Source organism: Rhodococcus aetherivorans (assembly GCF_025722975.1).
Classification (GTDB): Bacteria; Actinomycetota; Actinomycetes; order Mycobacteriales; family Mycobacteriaceae; genus Rhodococcus; species Rhodococcus aetherivorans.
Map to the genome: position 1 here is coordinate 61,027 of NZ_CP106983.1, position 16,830 is coordinate 77,856.

Annotated in this window: 12 protein-coding genes; 8 read left to right on the forward strand and 4 right to left on the reverse strand. The window is 65.6% G+C overall.

Translation table 11 applies throughout. The features are described from left to right. Window positions 1–203 precede the first annotated feature (203 nt). Complete coding sequence (locus OCS65_RS28280) at window positions 204–1,199, forward strand: DUF2637 domain-containing protein (RefSeq protein WP_263510396.1); 996 nt, start codon at window positions 204–206, stop codon at window positions 1,197–1,199. A gap of 877 nt (window positions 1,200–2,076) precedes the next feature. On the opposite strand, the gene OCS65_RS28285 is transcribed toward OCS65_RS28280, so the two are convergent. Further along, window positions 2,077–2,472 (reverse strand): hypothetical protein, encoded by a 396-nt coding sequence (locus tag OCS65_RS28285; protein WP_263510397.1) that lies wholly within the window; start codon window positions 2,470–2,472, stop codon window positions 2,077–2,079. A 392-nt stretch (window positions 2,473–2,864) separates the two neighbouring features. Here OCS65_RS28285 and OCS65_RS28290 point away from each other — a divergent pair, with 392 nt between their 5' ends. Next, window positions 2,865–3,047, forward strand: coding sequence for a hypothetical protein (locus OCS65_RS28290; RefSeq protein WP_263510398.1), 183 nt, complete (start codon window positions 2,865–2,867; stop codon window positions 3,045–3,047). A gap of 259 nt (window positions 3,048–3,306) precedes the next feature. Here the strand turns inward: OCS65_RS28290 and OCS65_RS28295 are convergent, their stop codons facing one another. Next, entirely contained in the window at window positions 3,307–3,624 is a 318-nt protein-coding gene (locus OCS65_RS28295) for a hypothetical protein (RefSeq protein WP_263510399.1), read from the reverse strand. 1,393 nt (window positions 3,625–5,017) lie between these two features. On the opposite strand from OCS65_RS28295, the gene OCS65_RS28300 reads away from it, so the two are divergent. Then, window positions 5,018–7,870, forward strand: a complete 2,853-nt coding sequence (locus OCS65_RS28300; RefSeq protein WP_263510400.1) for a leucine-rich repeat domain-containing protein — start codon at window positions 5,018–5,020, stop codon at window positions 7,868–7,870. Between the two features lie 17 nt (window positions 7,871–7,887). Beyond that, entirely contained in the window at window positions 7,888–8,208 is a 321-nt protein-coding gene (locus OCS65_RS28305; protein WP_263510401.1) for a hypothetical protein, read from the forward strand. A gap of 17 nt (window positions 8,209–8,225) precedes the next feature. Here OCS65_RS28305 and OCS65_RS28310 read toward each other — a convergent pair whose 3' ends face one another. Then, window positions 8,226–10,475 (reverse strand): ankyrin repeat domain-containing protein, encoded by a 2,250-nt coding sequence (locus OCS65_RS28310; RefSeq protein ID WP_263510402.1) that lies wholly within the window; start codon window positions 10,473–10,475, stop codon window positions 8,226–8,228. 1,641 nt (window positions 10,476–12,116) lie between these two features. Between OCS65_RS28310 and OCS65_RS28315 the strand changes: the two genes are divergently transcribed. The 4 genes from OCS65_RS28315 (at window position 12,117) to OCS65_RS28330 (ending at window position 15,235) form a co-directional block, all read left to right on the forward strand. Next, on the forward strand, window positions 12,117–12,272 hold the full coding sequence (locus tag OCS65_RS28315) for a hypothetical protein (protein WP_263510403.1): 156 nt from the start codon (window positions 12,117–12,119) through the stop codon (window positions 12,270–12,272). A 936-nt stretch (window positions 12,273–13,208) separates the two neighbouring features. Next, window positions 13,209–13,730, forward strand: a complete 522-nt coding sequence (locus tag OCS65_RS28320) for a hypothetical protein (protein WP_263510404.1) — start codon at window positions 13,209–13,211, stop codon at window positions 13,728–13,730. Window positions 13,731–13,872: 142 nt separating this feature from the next. Next, complete coding sequence (locus tag OCS65_RS28325) at window positions 13,873–14,184, forward strand: hypothetical protein (protein WP_263510405.1); 312 nt, start codon at window positions 13,873–13,875, stop codon at window positions 14,182–14,184. 190 nt (window positions 14,185–14,374) lie between these two features. Then, window positions 14,375–15,235 (forward strand): hypothetical protein, encoded by an 861-nt coding sequence (locus OCS65_RS28330; protein WP_263510406.1) that lies wholly within the window; start codon window positions 14,375–14,377, stop codon window positions 15,233–15,235. A gap of 546 nt (window positions 15,236–15,781) precedes the next feature. Here OCS65_RS28330 and OCS65_RS28335 read toward each other — a convergent pair. Then, entirely contained in the window at window positions 15,782–16,546 is a 765-nt protein-coding gene (locus OCS65_RS28335) for a DUF2510 domain-containing protein (RefSeq protein WP_263510407.1), read from the reverse strand. Window positions 16,547–16,830 lie beyond the last annotated feature (284 nt).

A 16,830-nucleotide genomic window follows, 5' to 3' on the forward strand; every position in this document is an offset into this window, starting at 1 on the left:
AGCGTTTCAACGTTCTAGCGCCCTAAAGAGGGGGAGTCCCGCTCGACCTGCAATCCAACGGGACTCCGTGACCGGCTACCTCAGTAAAGGAAATTCCGATCATGTATGACCTTAACGTTCGCGCTGCGCAACGTCAGCTACCGTCCGCAAGTGCACGCCGACGGTTGCACTCGAAGACCACGGCCCTCGGTGCTGTTGCAGCGATGACGCTCGTGCTTGCAGCGCTGGCGTTCACCCTGTCGTTCGACGCGTTGCGCCAGCTCACCCTGGAAATCGGTGTGCGCCCGGAACTGGCCTGGATGGCGCCGGTGGCACTCGATGTTGCGCAGGCCGCCGCGGCCTTGGCTCTTGTTGCGTTGGGGGCCGACGACGAGTATCGCGGTGCCCGCTTCTACTGCAAGGCCCTGGCCACGGGCACGGTCCTGCTCAGCGTGGCCGGCAACGGCTATCACGCCTTCCGTCTGGCCGGGCAGCGGCACGCGCAGGCCGCGGCCGGTGTCGATGTCGGGTACCAGCCGCAACCGGCTGCAATCGCTGCCTGCATTGCGATGATTGTGCCGCTGTTGTTCCTGGCGCTGTTGCATCTGTTCACCACGATCGTGCGGGCGCTGGCCGTCGAACGCGGCCGCTACAACCAGGCGGTGCACCACGCGCACCCGACCGCCCACCAGGATCGGGACGCGAGCGCACCCGAGGCATCGGAGCTGCACAACCCTGCGGTGGATGCACCCGTCGGGGACGACGTGCAGTACCCCGGTGCACGCGTGCACCACGAGGTCTTCACCGGTGCCGCCGAGCCTGCAACGGTGCAGCCGCAAGGCGCCGGGTGCTTCGGCGAGGATGCACCGGGGGAGGGGGCCGTGCAGGCCCCGGCCAGTCTTGAGGCACCGCCCGAGCCGCACCTGACGCCGACATCTGGTGGCTATCCGCAGACGGCCGAGGGCCTGCGCGAGTTCCTGGCTGGGTGCACGCTGCGCAGCGAGGAGAAGGAGGTCGCGGCGATCCTGCTGGACCGCCCGCACCTGACCTATGCGCAGGTGGCCGTCGAGCTGGACGACACCCCGTCCCCGTCCACGGTGTGCCGACGCTGGCAGCGCTTCAAGAACGCCGCCTACGCCGAAGGCTTCGAGATCCCCCCGGTGGTGCCGCTCCCGCTCGACGCGCTCACCCCCCGCGAGGAACAGTTGGTGTCGGTGTAACCAGACACCACCGGGGGTTGCACGCCAGGCCGTGCGGGTAGGTGCCCGAAGCACCGAACGAACCGCTGACCGCAGCCCGGCGAGGCGGGCGGGGTGGGGCGGAGAAAGCAGTGACGCCGGGACTGTGCTTCCCCCACAGTCCCGGCGTCGAGTTCCACCGTAGCAGGCGTGTTCGAACGTGTGTGCGATCATGGGGTGTGGTTCGGTACGAGCGCGCACCGGCGAGATGCCCGTTCGGGCACCGGCTCACGCGGTACACCGTTCTGGTGGGATGGATCCCGTGCGACTGCACACCCGGCGCCGGGGGTCACCGCACCTGGACGTGCCGCACCTGCGAGCTCACCATCGGCTCACCGCCCCATGTCGGCCCGCCGCGGCCGGGAGTGCGGTGGTCCTGACACAAGCGAACGCCCCGGTGCGTTGGGTGCCGGGGCGCTCACCGGGCAGCGTACGACGCCGGTCCGACATCCCCCCGGCGTGTGAGGCGGCGTTGGTTCCGGGGGGCGTTGGTTCTGTGTATTGTCGCCAGGTCGCGCACGGTCCCCTCCAACGTGCGGGCCCGCGTGCCTCGGCGCTTCACCCCCCGCCGCCGGGGCACTGGCCTTTCCGGGGCAGGTGGTGATCCCCCGGTGAAGGCGGTGGGCGGACGGTGGTGCCCGGCCGGTCGAGTATCCCGCGGGGTTCGCGTCATGTGGCGGTGGCGGCCGGTGTCACGGTGATGGTCCGGTCTGGTCTGGTTCTTGGGGTTCGTGCCGAAGGCATGGTGCTCGACGACGAGGGGAGTAGCTCGCTATCCTGAGAGTGTCCTGGCGAAGAGTCAGGAAAGTGAGGCCGGGAGCCCGCACGTTTTGCGTGGTCGCCCGGCCTTTGCGCTTGTCTACGGCACCCGGTGCACGGTGACCAGCGAGTCGATCGCGCGCCGCAGCTGTCCGCCGGCGGTGTAGGCGTAGGCGATCAGGTCCGCGGCCCATAGCAACTCGTGCGCGTGCGGACGGTCCACCATCGCCCGCACCGTCTCGAGCGCCCCGATGTGGGCGAGGGCGCCGGTGAGCGCCGCGAGATCCTGCTTGTCCTGGGCACAGGATTCGACCAGGATGCGGCGCGCTCCCAGCTCGGCGCTGTGCACCGCCAACGCCGCCAGCAACTGGTCGCGGACCTGCCGGTGCGGGCGACCGGCGATCGGCGCGGTGAACAGGTGGGCCTGCCGAATCGGCGGTGTGCGGGCGAAGGCCGCCACGATCCGCCGCCGGTTCTCCGGGCGCTCGTCGTGCATGTGCAGCCGGTCCCGATTGTTCGGCCTCGAGCGTCCGCATCATCGTGCGGGCCGCAGCCAGATCCTCGGAGGGCACCACCACCGCGCAGATCAGGTAGTCCTTGGTCTTCGCCTCGTCGACGAAAATTTCCACGGTTGCCCGTCGCACCTTCTTCCTCCGGTATCCGGCCCCGGCATGGTCGCCGATCACCGTGGCGGGGTCCCGCATCCGCCGGTGCTCCACGCCCTGTGCGGCGTGGCCGTTTCTGTTGGTGCGGCCCACACACGGCCTCCACCAGGGTGGTGTCTGCTCGGCGCGCCTGCCGGAGAATCCGCGCCTGCTCGGCTACCGTCGCGGCAGCTCACGAGTTGAGGGGCGAGAGCGCCCCCGGGTCATCGAAGGGGCGCCCGGCATGGAAATGGACGAACAGCTGCACCAGTGGGCGTGGCAGCTGCGCCATGACGGCCACGACTGGAGCGAGGTCGCCACCGAACTCGGCTGCACCGAAGACCTCGCCCGCGCCATGGCCGACCGGCACCGCCGCGATACCGAAACCCAGGCACAGGCCGACCAGTTCTCTCTATTCGAGCTGTAACGCGGCCGGATCGACGCCCCTTGCCGCGGCCACTCCGGGACACCCCTCGGGGCTGCCGGTGACGTCGGTACGCTCATCGCCCGCTCGCGGAGGAGCGAGCCGGCCACGTCTCATCGAGAGGGTGGAATCCGCGCCGGTCGGAGAACGCCGCGGGTACTGCCACTCGCTGCGCGGCACAATTACCCTGAGGGTTCGGGACTGTGCAGTTGTCGAATCGGCTCCTACCGCCCTGCTTGCATCGAGAGCCCAGGCCTCAGCACTACCGCTTGACCACGATGTCTCCGCCGGCATCGAGGACGCGTGACTCGGTCTGGCACTGATAGCACTCGAACTTGGGCTCGTCCTTCGTGACGTTCTGATCGGTGTTGCAGCGCGGACAAGTCACGGCGACAAATCCTTCGGGAGCCGAAGGCCGCCCCGGCGCGACAACGGCGGCGACGAGCACACCGATCGGCCCGAACAACAACCCCAGGATGCCAAAGCCGAGCGCGTCCCGGTTCTTCTTCCCGGCGATCGTCGCCGCAATCGCGGCGCAGACAATTACAACGACGAGGCCGACGCCCAGCAGTCCGTTCATTTCGCGGATACTCCTCATACACAGGAAGCGTCGAGATCGCTTCGTACGGCGTATCAAACCAGATGCCTCCGCTGCGTTCTCAGCGGGATCGACGCAACCTCGACTTGGTGCCAATCGACTGAATGACATGGGAGGGGGCGGGCCGGCGGACCCGCATGGTGTGCACGGACCGAAGGAGCGTGGTCCCACCCGCGAGGTCGTTGCACCACAGGAGTCCGCCACGCCCGAGGTGATCTCGCCTATTTGGGCCCACCAACTGCCGAGTGGCCCTATCGGATGAGACCAGGCCGCCAGCCTCGAGACCTCCGAATCGAGCTCCGCTGCACTCCGCCCTGTCAAAGAGCCCAAATTTTGCCCTTCTGGCCTTTCGATGATGACCAGCGGTCCGCTGCACGCCACCCCTGGACGCTGCGCAGTCTGAGAGCCCGAAAATTCTCTCCCCCGTTGCGCTCCTCCGAGATTTTCCGTCCCAGAAGTTGCACTCCATGGCCCTTATTCCTGTCCACCTTCTCCCTGCCAGAAGGGCAAAAGAACGGATGGGTTACCCTTCGTTCTCACCTCCAGCAGGAATGTCGCCATGACCCCGCCGAAGACCCCGAGCTTTCCGACCCTGACCACCTACACCACCATCCTGATCGCCGGGCAGGATCAACAGGTGCGGCTTGACGTGACCAACGCCCTGACCGCCAGCGCGATGAGCTCGCCACAATCGGTGCGGTGCGGATGGTCTTCACCGATCCCGTCGTCACCGGCGGCCTGGTCTCGGCGCTGCACCGCCCACCACCGGCGGGTTCCTCCTAGCACGGCCCGAACACTTCCTCTTCAGCCCGGACCGCTTCACCGCCGAAAAGTACCTGGTGACGGAGACTGTTCCATGTTGTAGTACTCGGTGAGGTACACCGCACCGCAGTCTTCTTGGCATCTTTGTCGGGGACCGTCCTTGTGACGGTTGGCGGTGAATGCGTCGCAGACGGTGCTACAGCGTCGCAAGCGGGTGTTCTACTCGACCGCCTCGGCGGTCTCCCCGTGGTTGTCGGTGCGGCACTAGGCGGGTCGAAAAGCACAGTCGGTGCGACGAACGCGGTCTCCGTCGGAGGCACCTTAATCGTGCTACTGCTCGGGCAGTGCCTTGCATACGGCATTCGGGCAGCTAAATCCGGGACAGAAGAGGAATCAGATGCCATCCTCAAGTTGGGTGCGGCGTGGCTGCTACCGAGAAGGTCGATGCCCAGACTCGATCGATGAGGCGTTCGCTGGCCCGCAGTAGAGAATGCAACCTACGCGGGGCCCCAAAACTACAGAACGAAGGACCAGTTTGTAGCAGCAGCCAAACCGGCCCGGCTTCTTATAAGGGTTTTGGGCTGGAGCGTCGAGAACGACTCGGGGAGACAGCATGGCCGACGCAAGTGCTCAAGTCAACGCCGCCATAACCTCACAACGTTGGTCGGAAACAGGCCGCTTGTCGTTGCACGGTCTAGGCATTCAAGAACTGTCGTCCCCCCCGCCAGTAGAAATGGCCGACCTCGTTGCTCTCGATCTAAGTGGCAACAGATTCAAATCCGTTCCAGAGTGGCTACAGTATCTACCTAGGCTTGAGAATTTGAGCCTCGCCGGGAATCGACTCACCACGCTCGGTGGGATCTCAGCGGCCATCAACCTTCAGGCATTGGATGTCTCAGAGAATCGCCTCCGTTCGCTGCCCGTGGAGTTGGGGGATTGCCATCAGCTACGCTGGCTGAATCTAAGCTTCAATCAGATCACTACCCTTGCTCCATTGGCGGGACTAACCTCACTTGAGGCGCTCGATATCTCGCGGAACCGATTGACCACCTTGGAAAGTCTGCCGAGTCTCGCGAACCTGCGAAGACTGGACGCGAGCGGGAACAACTTAACGCGCTTGTGGTCGCCGAATTCGGACCTCCACTCTCTGCGATGGCTGGACCTGGCGAGGAACCGCCTCACCGCTGAGGTGCTTGAGGCGCTCGCGAATCTTCCTCTGACCGAACTCTTCCTCGACCAAAACAATATTGATAGAAGCCCGTCCTGGCTCGATCGCATCCGACTCCGACGTTTTTCGGGGGGCGGAAATCCTTGGGAAATCGACCCGTCTGTGCTGACCGAGTCGACCGACGACCGTGACGTCCGGGTCGAGGTAGATTCCCTAATTCAAGAAGAGCCGAGCTACGGTTTGAACTTCGACAAATCCCCGTACAGCTTTGGTTTTCAACTCGAGGCATACGCTCCGGAGAATTCGGCACAGGTGGTCGATTTGTACTACAAGGGATATCCTTCCCTTCCGGCTGTCCTCCGCATTGGAGACGCGGTCGAGCTACCACTCTCGAGCATGACTCGACAGTCGGCGCTCGACAGGGTGCTGGGTGGTATGGAGGCCGATGCCGTTGCGAAACTGACACTGCCGGCGACAAGAGAGGACTCTGTGCGAAACCTGGGAGCAGCCTTCGCTGCCGAAGCGCTCCGTCGGGTCGAAGACCTCGACCTCGTTTCAAGAACCACAGGAAAGCGGCATCACATTTCCTGGGAAAGTGCCCCGCGAGTAGTGAACGCCGAGATCAGAGTTGCATCTGGCGTGCCCTTACCGGCGTCCGCTTCGCTCCTTCCGAACGATCACTATCTCCTGTGCGTCTGGATCGGACAGGACACGGGACAGTCCCTGGTGCTCAACCCAGCAATGCTCCCAGTCTCAGATCTTGAGCCCAACTCCAGTTTCGGGTGGTGGTTCGATGTGGTCGTCACCAGCCCGAGCGTCGAAGTCGAGAGAAACGAGCACCGACTACTTCTTCCGTTCGCGGGAGCGAGCCGCACTCTTAACATTCCGTTCCGCACGGGAAATCGCGAATCCAAAGGTACATTGCGGTGCACAGTCTATTACGAAAATAACGCCATGCAGTCCTTTCGCCTCACCTTCTCCGTCGGGACCGGTGCCCCAAGTGTTGCGATACATGCAGTAGTTGATTACGTCCTCACCCATGATCTCGGGCATGCCGTTGAGTTCAAGTCGCGCCAGCTGAATCTTCTGACCAACGAGTCAAATGGCGGAAGGCACACTATCGTCGTGAAAGGCGCCGATCTCCCCGCAACTTCTTCAAATCTCCGCGAAAGCGATGTGAACGGCGTACTAGCTCCGATTCGGCAACAGCTCGAACTAATCACGCTTGGGCGCAATCATCAGACGCAGTATGACTCGAATAACGCCGCTTCGGAACAGCAACTCCAGGTTGACCTCAAGACACTCGCGCATCACGGATGGTCATTCCTGCAGGCGGCAATTCCAAACGTCATGGTTCGGATCCAATTGCAGACCGCGCTAAGATCGACTTCCAAAATACAGATATCACGAGCAGGCAGGACGGTCTTCCCATGGGCGTTGGTGTATGATGGACCGCGCCAGGGTAAAGATGAATGGAATCCTTGCGAACTTCTCACCAATTGGTCGGATTCCAAGGAAAGGCTCGCCGACTACCCCGAAGAATGCCCATTCGGTCCCCATCTTGAACTTAATGTCTTGTGTCCATTCAATTTCTGGGGATTCCGTCACCTGATTGAGCAGCCTCCGTCTGTTCTTGAAGGTCAACTCCCGACATCCCTTATCCTCCGAGGTGATGCGCGCGCGGCGACGGTGCGCAGCCTGGACCTTGATGAGAACCTGAGTAGAGCGCATCTGCAGAGTCTTGAGGACATCTTCTCCAAGCGCTTCCATGTGACCGACTGCGACTCGCGCGCCGATCTCATCGCGGCCATCAATATGCCGGCCACGCCCGTAATCTATTTCTACTGCCATGGCACCGTCCGCCTGATGGGAGACGTCGGAGTCGACCGTCAGGAACCATACCTGGAAATCGGGCACGGCGAAGCGATTGCGACCGGCGATCTCACCGCCTGGGCCTTGGCTAAGCAATGGAGCCCCGAGCTGTGGCTCGATGTGCGGCCCCTGGTTTTTATCAATGGGTGCCACACTGCTGCCTTGTCGCCGGAGCAGGTTGTGGACTTTGTCAACGCATTTGCTGGCGCGAATGCCGCCGGGGTTGTTGGCACTGAGATTGCCGTCGCACAGCCTGTGGCGAGCGAGTTCGCGCAGCGCTTCTACGAGCACTTCATGGGAGGCAACCCAATGACCGTTGGTCAGGCGATGAGACGGGCGCGGCTTGATCTGCTTGCTAAAGGCAACGTGGCAGGGCTGGTGTACACGGCCTTCTGCTCGATGGACCTTGCATTCGACAGTGACTAAGGGACAGGAGAACGAGTATGGACGAGATCGCCAACTGGGGCGCACTGCTCTTTGGCTTTGTAGTGGGCTGGATCACCTATCGCACACTCGCGCGCCGCTCTGGAGGCACGGAACTCTCCGATATTGCCTCCGTGATCGGTGCGGTCGGCGGCGCGGTGGTTACCGGGCTGTTCATCAATGAGGAGAGGTTCTCTTACTACTCCATCGGTCTGTTTGCGGGATTCTTCATATACCTGATTGTGTTCTGGCACCTCAACGGCCAGCAGAAGACGTCAGTGGTCATGGGTCAGGATGGTCTCAGCAGTGGTACGGAACGGATCGGAGGTGGCGGCAGGTAAGTTCTCTGGCCTGTGCCTCAGTGGATACTTTCCGCTAGATCGAGCGGGATTGCGCCGTCCCTGTTGCGTGCAGCCGCGTCTGCTCCGGCGTCAAGAAGCGCCTTGACCCGCCGCGGCCAGGAGAATCGGTAAGCACGATGCAGCGCGGTGTCTCCGGCGTCATCGGCCGCACTGATATCTGCGCCGGCGCCCAAGAGTCGACTCATGCAATCGAGCATCCGCGCGTCGCCAATGGTCCCAAACCGATCATTGATCCTCGCTGGATCCTCAACCGTGCTAGCGATCATCAGTGCAGTCAGCCCGTCGACCGTCTGGGCGTCTACGTCGGCGCCCGCGTCAATCAGTGCTTGCATCGCATCTGTGTTGGCATCGATGACCGCCAACATGAGCGGTGTGTACCCGATGGCGGTCTGTGCGTCCACGTCGGCGCCAGCCGCAAGAAGCGTCTGGATGACGGCGCGGCCTGAACCCGACGTCTGAGCGGCGTAGTGAAGGGCTGTTTCCCCTTTCACTGTTTCTGCATTGACATCGGCACCGGCCGCAAGAAGGACCTCCACCATGGCTGTGTCACCTCGGTGCACCGATCTCATCAGTGCCGTTTCACCACTGACGGTTGATGAGTCAGGACTAGCTCCAGCGTCACACAACGCTCTTGTGATCTGCGCCGACATCGCTCTTAACAAGGGCGTCTCGCCCCGAGCATTGATTGCTGACACAGGAGCTCCACGACCGAGCAGAATGTCGACGATCTCGACGTGGCCGTTCTCCGCGGCTCGGTGCAAGGGAGTCTGGCCGTCATTGTCGTGTGCGGCGGGGTTCCCGCCGGCATCGAGCAGAACTGTCACGATCGCGGGAGTCCGTGCATGCCATAGAGGGGAAGCCCCCCGTGTGTCAGTGCGATTGACGTCGACGCCTGCGACCACGAGCTCTTGGGTCAACCACAGCGATCGACTGGCGGCATCGGTGAGAAGCGTTCGGCCACCGTCCAGCACCGGAGCGCTGATGTCGAACCCTGCCGCGGCGAGTGTCTTCACAACTTGGACAAGCCCGTCTGCTGTTGGACCGTCATAGTCCACCTCCCCTAAGTGCCACCTGCAGGCTAGGCTGCTACCCAGGCCGTCGAGTCCGATGTCGGTTTCACGTAGGCTCTGGGGCGGCAACGTTCCTTGATCGCACAGCTTTGTGACCGCATCCAAACGTCCACACCGAACAGCGCTTCTCAACAGCGCGAGCCAATCAGCGTTCTGTCCGGCGGTCCCCAGCAGGTCGTGCGTCACCATCGCGACAGCACGGGCATCGTCCTCAACTGCCGGCACTCGCAGGATACGAGTACCCGAATCACCCAGTCCGAGGAGTGACGCCATGTCGCCGGGATACGTTCCGAATCGCCCGGACGAGTGGATGCCGTCCCTCCATGTAGCGGACTTTTCGAGGAGAGTTGACTGAAGGTCCTCAATGAATTCGCGACCTCTCGGATCAGTCAGTTGGTGTCCATCCCACGGTATTCCAACCTCCAAGTATCCGATCCCTGAGTGAACAAGCGCGATTCGCGACGGATCGACGTCGAGCACTATAGCTGCAGCGAACCCGAAGGGCGCACCAGCCTTAAGGTCGATTGGTCCGCCGTTCCGGTTCGTAATTGAGAGGCGGAGGTAGCCGGAGTCGTGGGTCCGCCAGAGAGAGCATTCAACTCGGATACCACCCTTGAGCACGACGGGCGCGGTCCCTGAGGACGCAGCGGCGTCTTTCCCGTTTATCTGACGTAGTGCTTCCGGCAGCAGCTCTGCGAGCTCGAGTGCGGTAGCGACTGGGTCAGGTGGCGCCTCCACGTCGTCAAGGAAGACACCGGCCTGAAAGAGATGGGTGACCTCGTGGCTTAGGCGGAACCACAGATCTTCGGGGCGTGGTATGCCCAAAATGACTTCACGTCCGATTTCGAAGGAGGTATCCGTTTCCGACCCCGAGGCCACGCGGGCGTTGAGAGCGATGGCAAGCCACTGTCGCATGGTCGCACTGCCGATCTGGACCCCTCCAAGCTTGCCGAACAAGGCCGCACTTTGAAGCACGCTCGCGACCGCGTATGCGCGCAGTGCATCATCCTGAGTTGGGTTGCTTTGCTCTACCAAGGTCTGGAAGCTGCACCACTCGCATTCGGTACGAGCCCGCAATGCGATCTGCTGCCATGTCTCAAGGTTCTCCCAGATCGTGCGGGGGAAGTGGGCGGCGGCAAGCAGCAGCAACAGCGGCGGTGCGTCGATGTCCGCCAATCGGGCGTAAGTCAGGTCCCCGTGGTGGGAGAGAGCCTGGGTGTCGAGCCCTAGTTCATCCCCAACAGCGCGGGCCAGGCACACAGCAGATTTCGCACTTCCGAGCCGCGCGGTCAGGCTAAGAAATTCAAGCGCAGTTGCAGGAGCCGCCCTGCCAGCACCGTGTCGCACGAGCCGCTCCAGTCGCGTCCCTGACGCCGCCCGTACCTCTGTCGCTTCGCTATCAACCATCATGGTTCCCCAGAGCCGAGCCCACCGATTGGCACACCGCCCAGAAGAGCGTGTCGCCACCACAATTGATTACTGCGACTGATTACTGCGACCCCCAGTATCGACCTTCCCCGCTTCCAAGAACAGTTAGCGCAGGCAGCCCTAATCGCTACGTGCGCTGTTGACCACCTTGGTAAACAAGCTGGTGGCGGGCGAGTGAGAACATGCGGTATCCAGCGGTGTCCAGGTTCACAGCTCGGCGACCCCGCAACGGTCACGCCCTCACCGGGACGGACACCCCCACCTCGTTCGACGTTTCGCTGCTGCGCTCGGCATCCGAGCGCCCAGTACGGGCACTGACGCTGAAGGTGCGCTGTGATGGCACATAATCGGAGAGGCCTTCCTTGGGGCTTCGACTTGGTCCAGGTCGGGGCCGGTCGAAGTGGACCCGGCTGCCCTGGAAGGGCCGGAATCGTCACTGTGGGATCTCATCGATGACCGTCGTGTCGAGATGCGCTCCCCAGATGATGTACTCGATCCCCCACACCGTGGGTGGCGACGGCTTTTCCCAAGCCGGGATGACGTCACGGAATCGAGGGAGCTCCTCGCCGCACCGCACGGTAGGTGGCGGATACATGGGTGTTGGTGTTCGTCGCCGAGACAAATGGGATCAGGAGGGTAAGTACGCACCCCGGCCCCATCCGGGTGTATCGCTGCCGCGCTGCCCGCCGGCTCGGTCTGGAGTTGCACTGGCCCGGCGCGCATACCTGCAAGGCAGGGTCGCTGCCTGGGATGACGATCGGCCTGGTCAATACTGCAAACCGAAAGTGGGTCAACGACGGAGGGGACCACATGGCCGTCCGCAGTTGGCTCCTCAAGGAGAAGGGCGAACCGATAAGGCCGGGGTTGTCGCTGTTCTTGCACGCGCCGACACTGCCCCCTCTGGACCCAGGCGATCGGATTTTCCTGTGCATGTGCAGCCGGTCCCGGTTGTTCGGCCTCGAGCGCCCGCATCGTCTTGCGGGCCGCAAGCAGATCCTCGGAAGGCGCCACCACCGCGCAGATCAGATAGTCCTTGGTCTTGGCCTCGTCGACGAAGATCTCCACGGTTGCCTGTCGCACCTTCTTCCTCCGGTATCGGGCCCAGGGCATGGTCGTCGATCACCACAGCCCGCCGCGCATCCGCCGGTGTCTGCGACCTGCCCCGTCCGGACCGGCCTCCGCCGATGCTGTCGCGGGCTCGCTGCGCGCCGTGGCCGGTCCTGCCGGCACGGCCCGACGCACGGCTCAAGCTGGTCGGAGCCTCCGCGGTGCGCCTGCCCAAGAACCCGCGCCTGCTCGGCTACGGTCGCGGCAGCGCACGAGTTACGGGGTGCGAGCGCCCCCGTCATGAGGGGCACCCGGCATCGAGACCGACGAACAGCTGCACCAGTGGCGTGGCAGCTGCGCCACGACGGCCACGACTGGAGCGAGGTCGCCACCGAACTCGGCTGCACCGAAGACCTCGCCCGCGCCATGGCAGACCGGCACCGCCGCGACGCCGACACCCGGGCCCAGGCCGCCCAATTCTCCCTGTTCGACCTGTAACCCCGGCCGGATCGACGCCCCCGGCACCCGCCCGCGCCGATCTGAGAACGGCACGACTACCGTCCCCGGCCGCGGCGCAGCGAACGTTCACCCGCCGCAGGTGTCCGCGACGGCTGTTCCTCGAAAGGTGGATCTCCGGCCCGAGCCGCCGCGATGCCGCCGGCCGCTGCTCACTCGGGGGCTCGGAGGAACGTAGCTCCGGCATGTTCGTCCGAGGTCGGAGCCGGACCGATGCCGCTTCCCCGCACCGATTCGGGCGTTGTAGCGCTATAACGCGGGAGTGCGGATGCCTTTCCGGCCTCGCGCGCCAGCACGGGAGACCGGGATCCCCAGCCCCGCTGCGCGTTTCCTCAGACGTTGCCGGGTCGTGCGGTCCGGCCTCTGTCGGTGAGGCCGCCCCGCCCCGGGTGAACAAGACCGGCCGCCGGGGCCGTCACCCGATCGGCACACCCCAGCGGCACCGGCACGGCGCAGGGGAGAGGGGTTCGACCGGCTGCGCCCGTAGGCACGACCACTGCCCGCCCCACCCCAGAGGGACTACGCGCCAGTCTGACGGGTACGCCTGGGGATCTGCGACCACGATCCCGCTGCGCGCACCGGTGCGCTCCGCCGACAGGGGTGTCGTCGACCTCGGGCGTGGTCCGTGGTGCGCCTGCGGCGCACACCGAATCGAGCTCCGCTGCGCTCCGCCCTGTCGAAGAGCTTTCTTTTTCCCTTCTGGCCATCCGATTGTGACCGGCGGTCCGCTGCGCGCAACCCCTGGGCGCTGCGCGGCCTGACGGCCCGGAAAATTCTCTCCTCCGCTGCGCTCCGGCGAGATTTTTCCGTCCCAGAAGTTGCACTCCGCGGCCCTCATGCCGGTCGTCATCTCCTTGCCAGAAGGGCAAAAGAACGGGCGGACCCGCGCCGGTTCTCACCTCCAGTAGGAAGGTCGCCATGACCGCGCCGCAGACCCCGAGCTTTCCGAGCTCGACCACCCGCACCACCGTCCTGATCGCCGGGCAGGATCAACAGGTGCGGCTGGATGTGACCAGCGCGCTGACCGCGAGCGCGGCGGTGTTCGCCACCATCGGCGCGGTGCGGATGGTCTTCACCGACCTTGCCGTCGTCCGTGGCCTGGTCACGGTGCTGCGTCGCCCGGCCACCGACGGGGTGACGACGGTGCTGCCCGAGCAGTTCCTGCTGCGCCCGGACCGCTTCGCCACCGACGAGCACCTGGTGACGGTGCACTGGTCGACGGTGCCGCAGTCCAAGATCACCCCCGGCGGGGCGTTCGACCCGCAGCGTCGCCGTCACATCCACTGGGTCGACGTCGAGACCGGACCGCTGACCTTCCGGTTCTTCGACCGGGCCGGTCACCGCGCCTTCACCGCCGAACTCGCCCGCACCGTCCAGGTGGCCCGATCGGTACTGCTGCCCACCGACGACAAGGCCCTCGCCCTCGACGGGCGGCGTTGACCCCCGGTGAGTTGTCCACAGCGGGCCCGGTTCTCCACAGAACCGGGCCCGCTGCCCGTCTCCGCCCCGCCCGGGGCCGGAGCGGGGCGGGCACAGTGGCATCCACCGAAGGCCCGTACCGACCCGAAGAAAGGACCCGCTCGTGCACACCTGGACCGTCACCTGCGATCCGGCCGTCGCGCAGGAATCCGGCACCGCCGCCACCGAAGTCGACGCCGTGCTCGCCGGCGCCGCCGCGTTGCGCCGCATCACGGCCGCCACCCACCGGACCGGCCACCCGTCGCCGTACGTGTGTCTGCGCATCGACACCCGCTTCCGGATCGGCCTGAGCGCCGGCCCCGACAGCCCGGACGGAGTGCTCGAGTGGATCGACGACTACGAACACCGGGCCACCATCGCGGCCGCCGTCGACGACTGCGTGCCCGGCCCGGGCGGCCCCGACCCGGCGTGCTGACCCAACCCTCGCGCCACCAAGGGGTGGCGGCCACCGCCGCGGCCTCGGCGAGGGAACGGGCGGTGTCACCCACCCCCCGTCTCGGGTTTGTTCGAACCCCATCGTTTCGTACGTATCTTGTTACGTACGAAACGATACGTACGAGGTAGCATCGATCGGAGACTCAGGAGGCGAGCGGGAGGGCGGGGCGATGACCGAGGGCACCAGGGGAGGGCGGCGCCGGGAGTACGCCTCGGACGCGGACCGGGTCCGGGCCTGGCGGCAACGGCAGAAGGAGGCGGCCCGCGCCGAGCGGCTCGAGGCGGCCACCCCGACCGATCCGGCCCAGGCCGTGTCCACCCTCGCCGAGGCGGTTCCGTTGCTGCGGCAGGAAGCCCAGGCCGCGCTCGCGCGCCTGAGCGAGGTGGCCACCTCGATCACTGCGGCCACCGCGCTGTTGGCCGACCCGGCGGCGCTCGAGGCGCACCTGCGCCGGGTGCAGGCCGACGCCGACAAGGTCCGCGCCGACGCCGGCGCCGAGATCGCCGGTCTGCGTGAGCAACTCGACACCGCCCTCGAGGATTGCGCCGACGCCGACGCGGCCGCCGCGGCCGCCGTCGCGCAGGCCGACGATGCCACCGCACAACTCGCCGCGGCCCGCCGCGAGCAGCGGGACGAACTCGACCGCCTGCGCGCCGACCACGCCGCAGCCCTGGACGCGTGGGCGACCCGGTTCGAGGACTCGGAGGCTGGGCACCGTCGGCGAACCGCCGACCTCGAGGCCCTCGTCGAACAGCAACGCGACCAGCTCGCCCGGCTCGGTGCCGCCGCCGATCAGGCCGCGGCCACCGTGGGCCGGCTCGAGACCGACCTGGCCGCCGCCCGCGCCGAGACCGCCGCCGAACGGGACCGCACCGAGGCCGTGCGCGCCGACCTCGCGGCCGCCCGCGCCGAGACCGCCGCGGCCCGCGCCCAGGTCGAGGCCGCCCGCGACCGCGCCGACGAACTGCGCACCGAACTGCGCGAGGTGCGCGCCGCGTCCGCGGCCTCCGGCTCGACCGAGGCGAGCTGACCCTTCGGGATGGGGCCTCGCGCCCGGCCTCTGCGCTGTGGGAGGGGGCGAATCGGTGCCGGCCGGGTACCGGCGCGCTACCGGTCCGACCGGCCGCAGGGGGCACAGGCTGCCGGCCGCTTGGTCGACGAGGGGGCACAGCGGGAGGGGCGCAGAGCTCCTCAGGTCAGCATATCGAATTCTGCAAGATACGGAGATGTGTGATTCTCCGAATTCGCTATCTCTTCGCTGAACAGCCAGGAAACGCCATATCGTTGACCAGCTCGGCGGTCCCGCGGCCTGTGCGTGAGGTCGCCACGATATTCCGGCCCCGGAGACTAGGACCCAGCGGTGTTCTCGGGGCCCGGATCCTGGCGAATCGGCAGTCGCCGAGCCGGATTCGGAATCGAGCGGATCCCGGGGGAGCCCCTCTCGAGGGGGGTCGAGCCGGTGGAATGCTCGTCGCGTTTTCGTCGACACCATTCGAAGGGACATCCCGTGGTGTCGCTACCACAGACGCGCCCCCGCTCTGTTTCCTCGAGTGGGGGCGCGTCGTCGTTGACGGACCTACTTCGAGCCGGTCACCTCGATCATGTTCAGCCGGAAACTCGGCACGGTGGTCGAACCGCCGAGCGTGGTGTCGTAGGTCAGCGGCTCGTCGACCTCGACCCACATGGTGATCAGGTCGTCTTCGACCACGTTGGCCACGAGGCCGCGGTCGCTGGCCTTGATCACTACGTTGTGGTCGTACTCGTACCAGGACCCGAGCGGCTGCGAGTCCACGCTCGCTCGGAACTGGTTTGTCCCCGTTGCGGAATCGAACTGGCTGACGTAGCCGTAGAGCACGATCTTGCGGCCCTGCGCCGCCGCCGAATCCCGGGCGATCAACGCGAAGTCCCGGGTGTTCAATTGTTCGTACGCGGCCGGGTTCTTGCGCTCCGCCTCGGCCGCTGCGGCGGCCGCGGCTCTGCTCGCCGCCGCTGCCGCGGCCTGCTCCGAGGCTTGGATCTGCGCCGCCGAGCGGGTCGTCGACGTCGCCGTGGCCCTCGCCGACGTGGTCGAGGGGGCGGCCACGGTGGTCGAGCCGTCCTCGTCCGAGTTCGATCCACCGACCGCCACGGCCACCACCAGGCCCACCACACCCAGCACGGCGAGACCCGCCATGATCAGCTTGGAGTTCTTCGCCTGCTTCGCGGTCGGTTGCGGCCGCCGTGGGGGAGGTGGAGGGGTGGAGAACTTCGGTGCTGTCCGAGGGCTCCACCCGGTGCCGTCCCAGTAGCGCACCAGGCTGGGGTCCCCGGGATCGGGATACCAGCCGGCGGGTTGGTTCATGCTGTTGTCCGTTCTGCGAAAGTCGATCGACTCGGGTGTCGCGCGAACCGATCGGTCTGTTACAGGGTTACCGCTGGTCACAGCAACCGGGTGCCCTGCGCGGTGCGCGCCGCCGAGCGCGTAGTCGCTCCGGCCGTCACCAGGGCTGCGTCGACTCTCGCCGCACCGGGGGCGCCGGGAGCCGCCACCAGCGCAGGAGTCGGTGCAGTTTCAGCCCTTCCCGACCTCGGCCACGGAGCCGACCTTCGGTGCGGGAGTATCGACCGTTGCGCCGCTGCATGTCC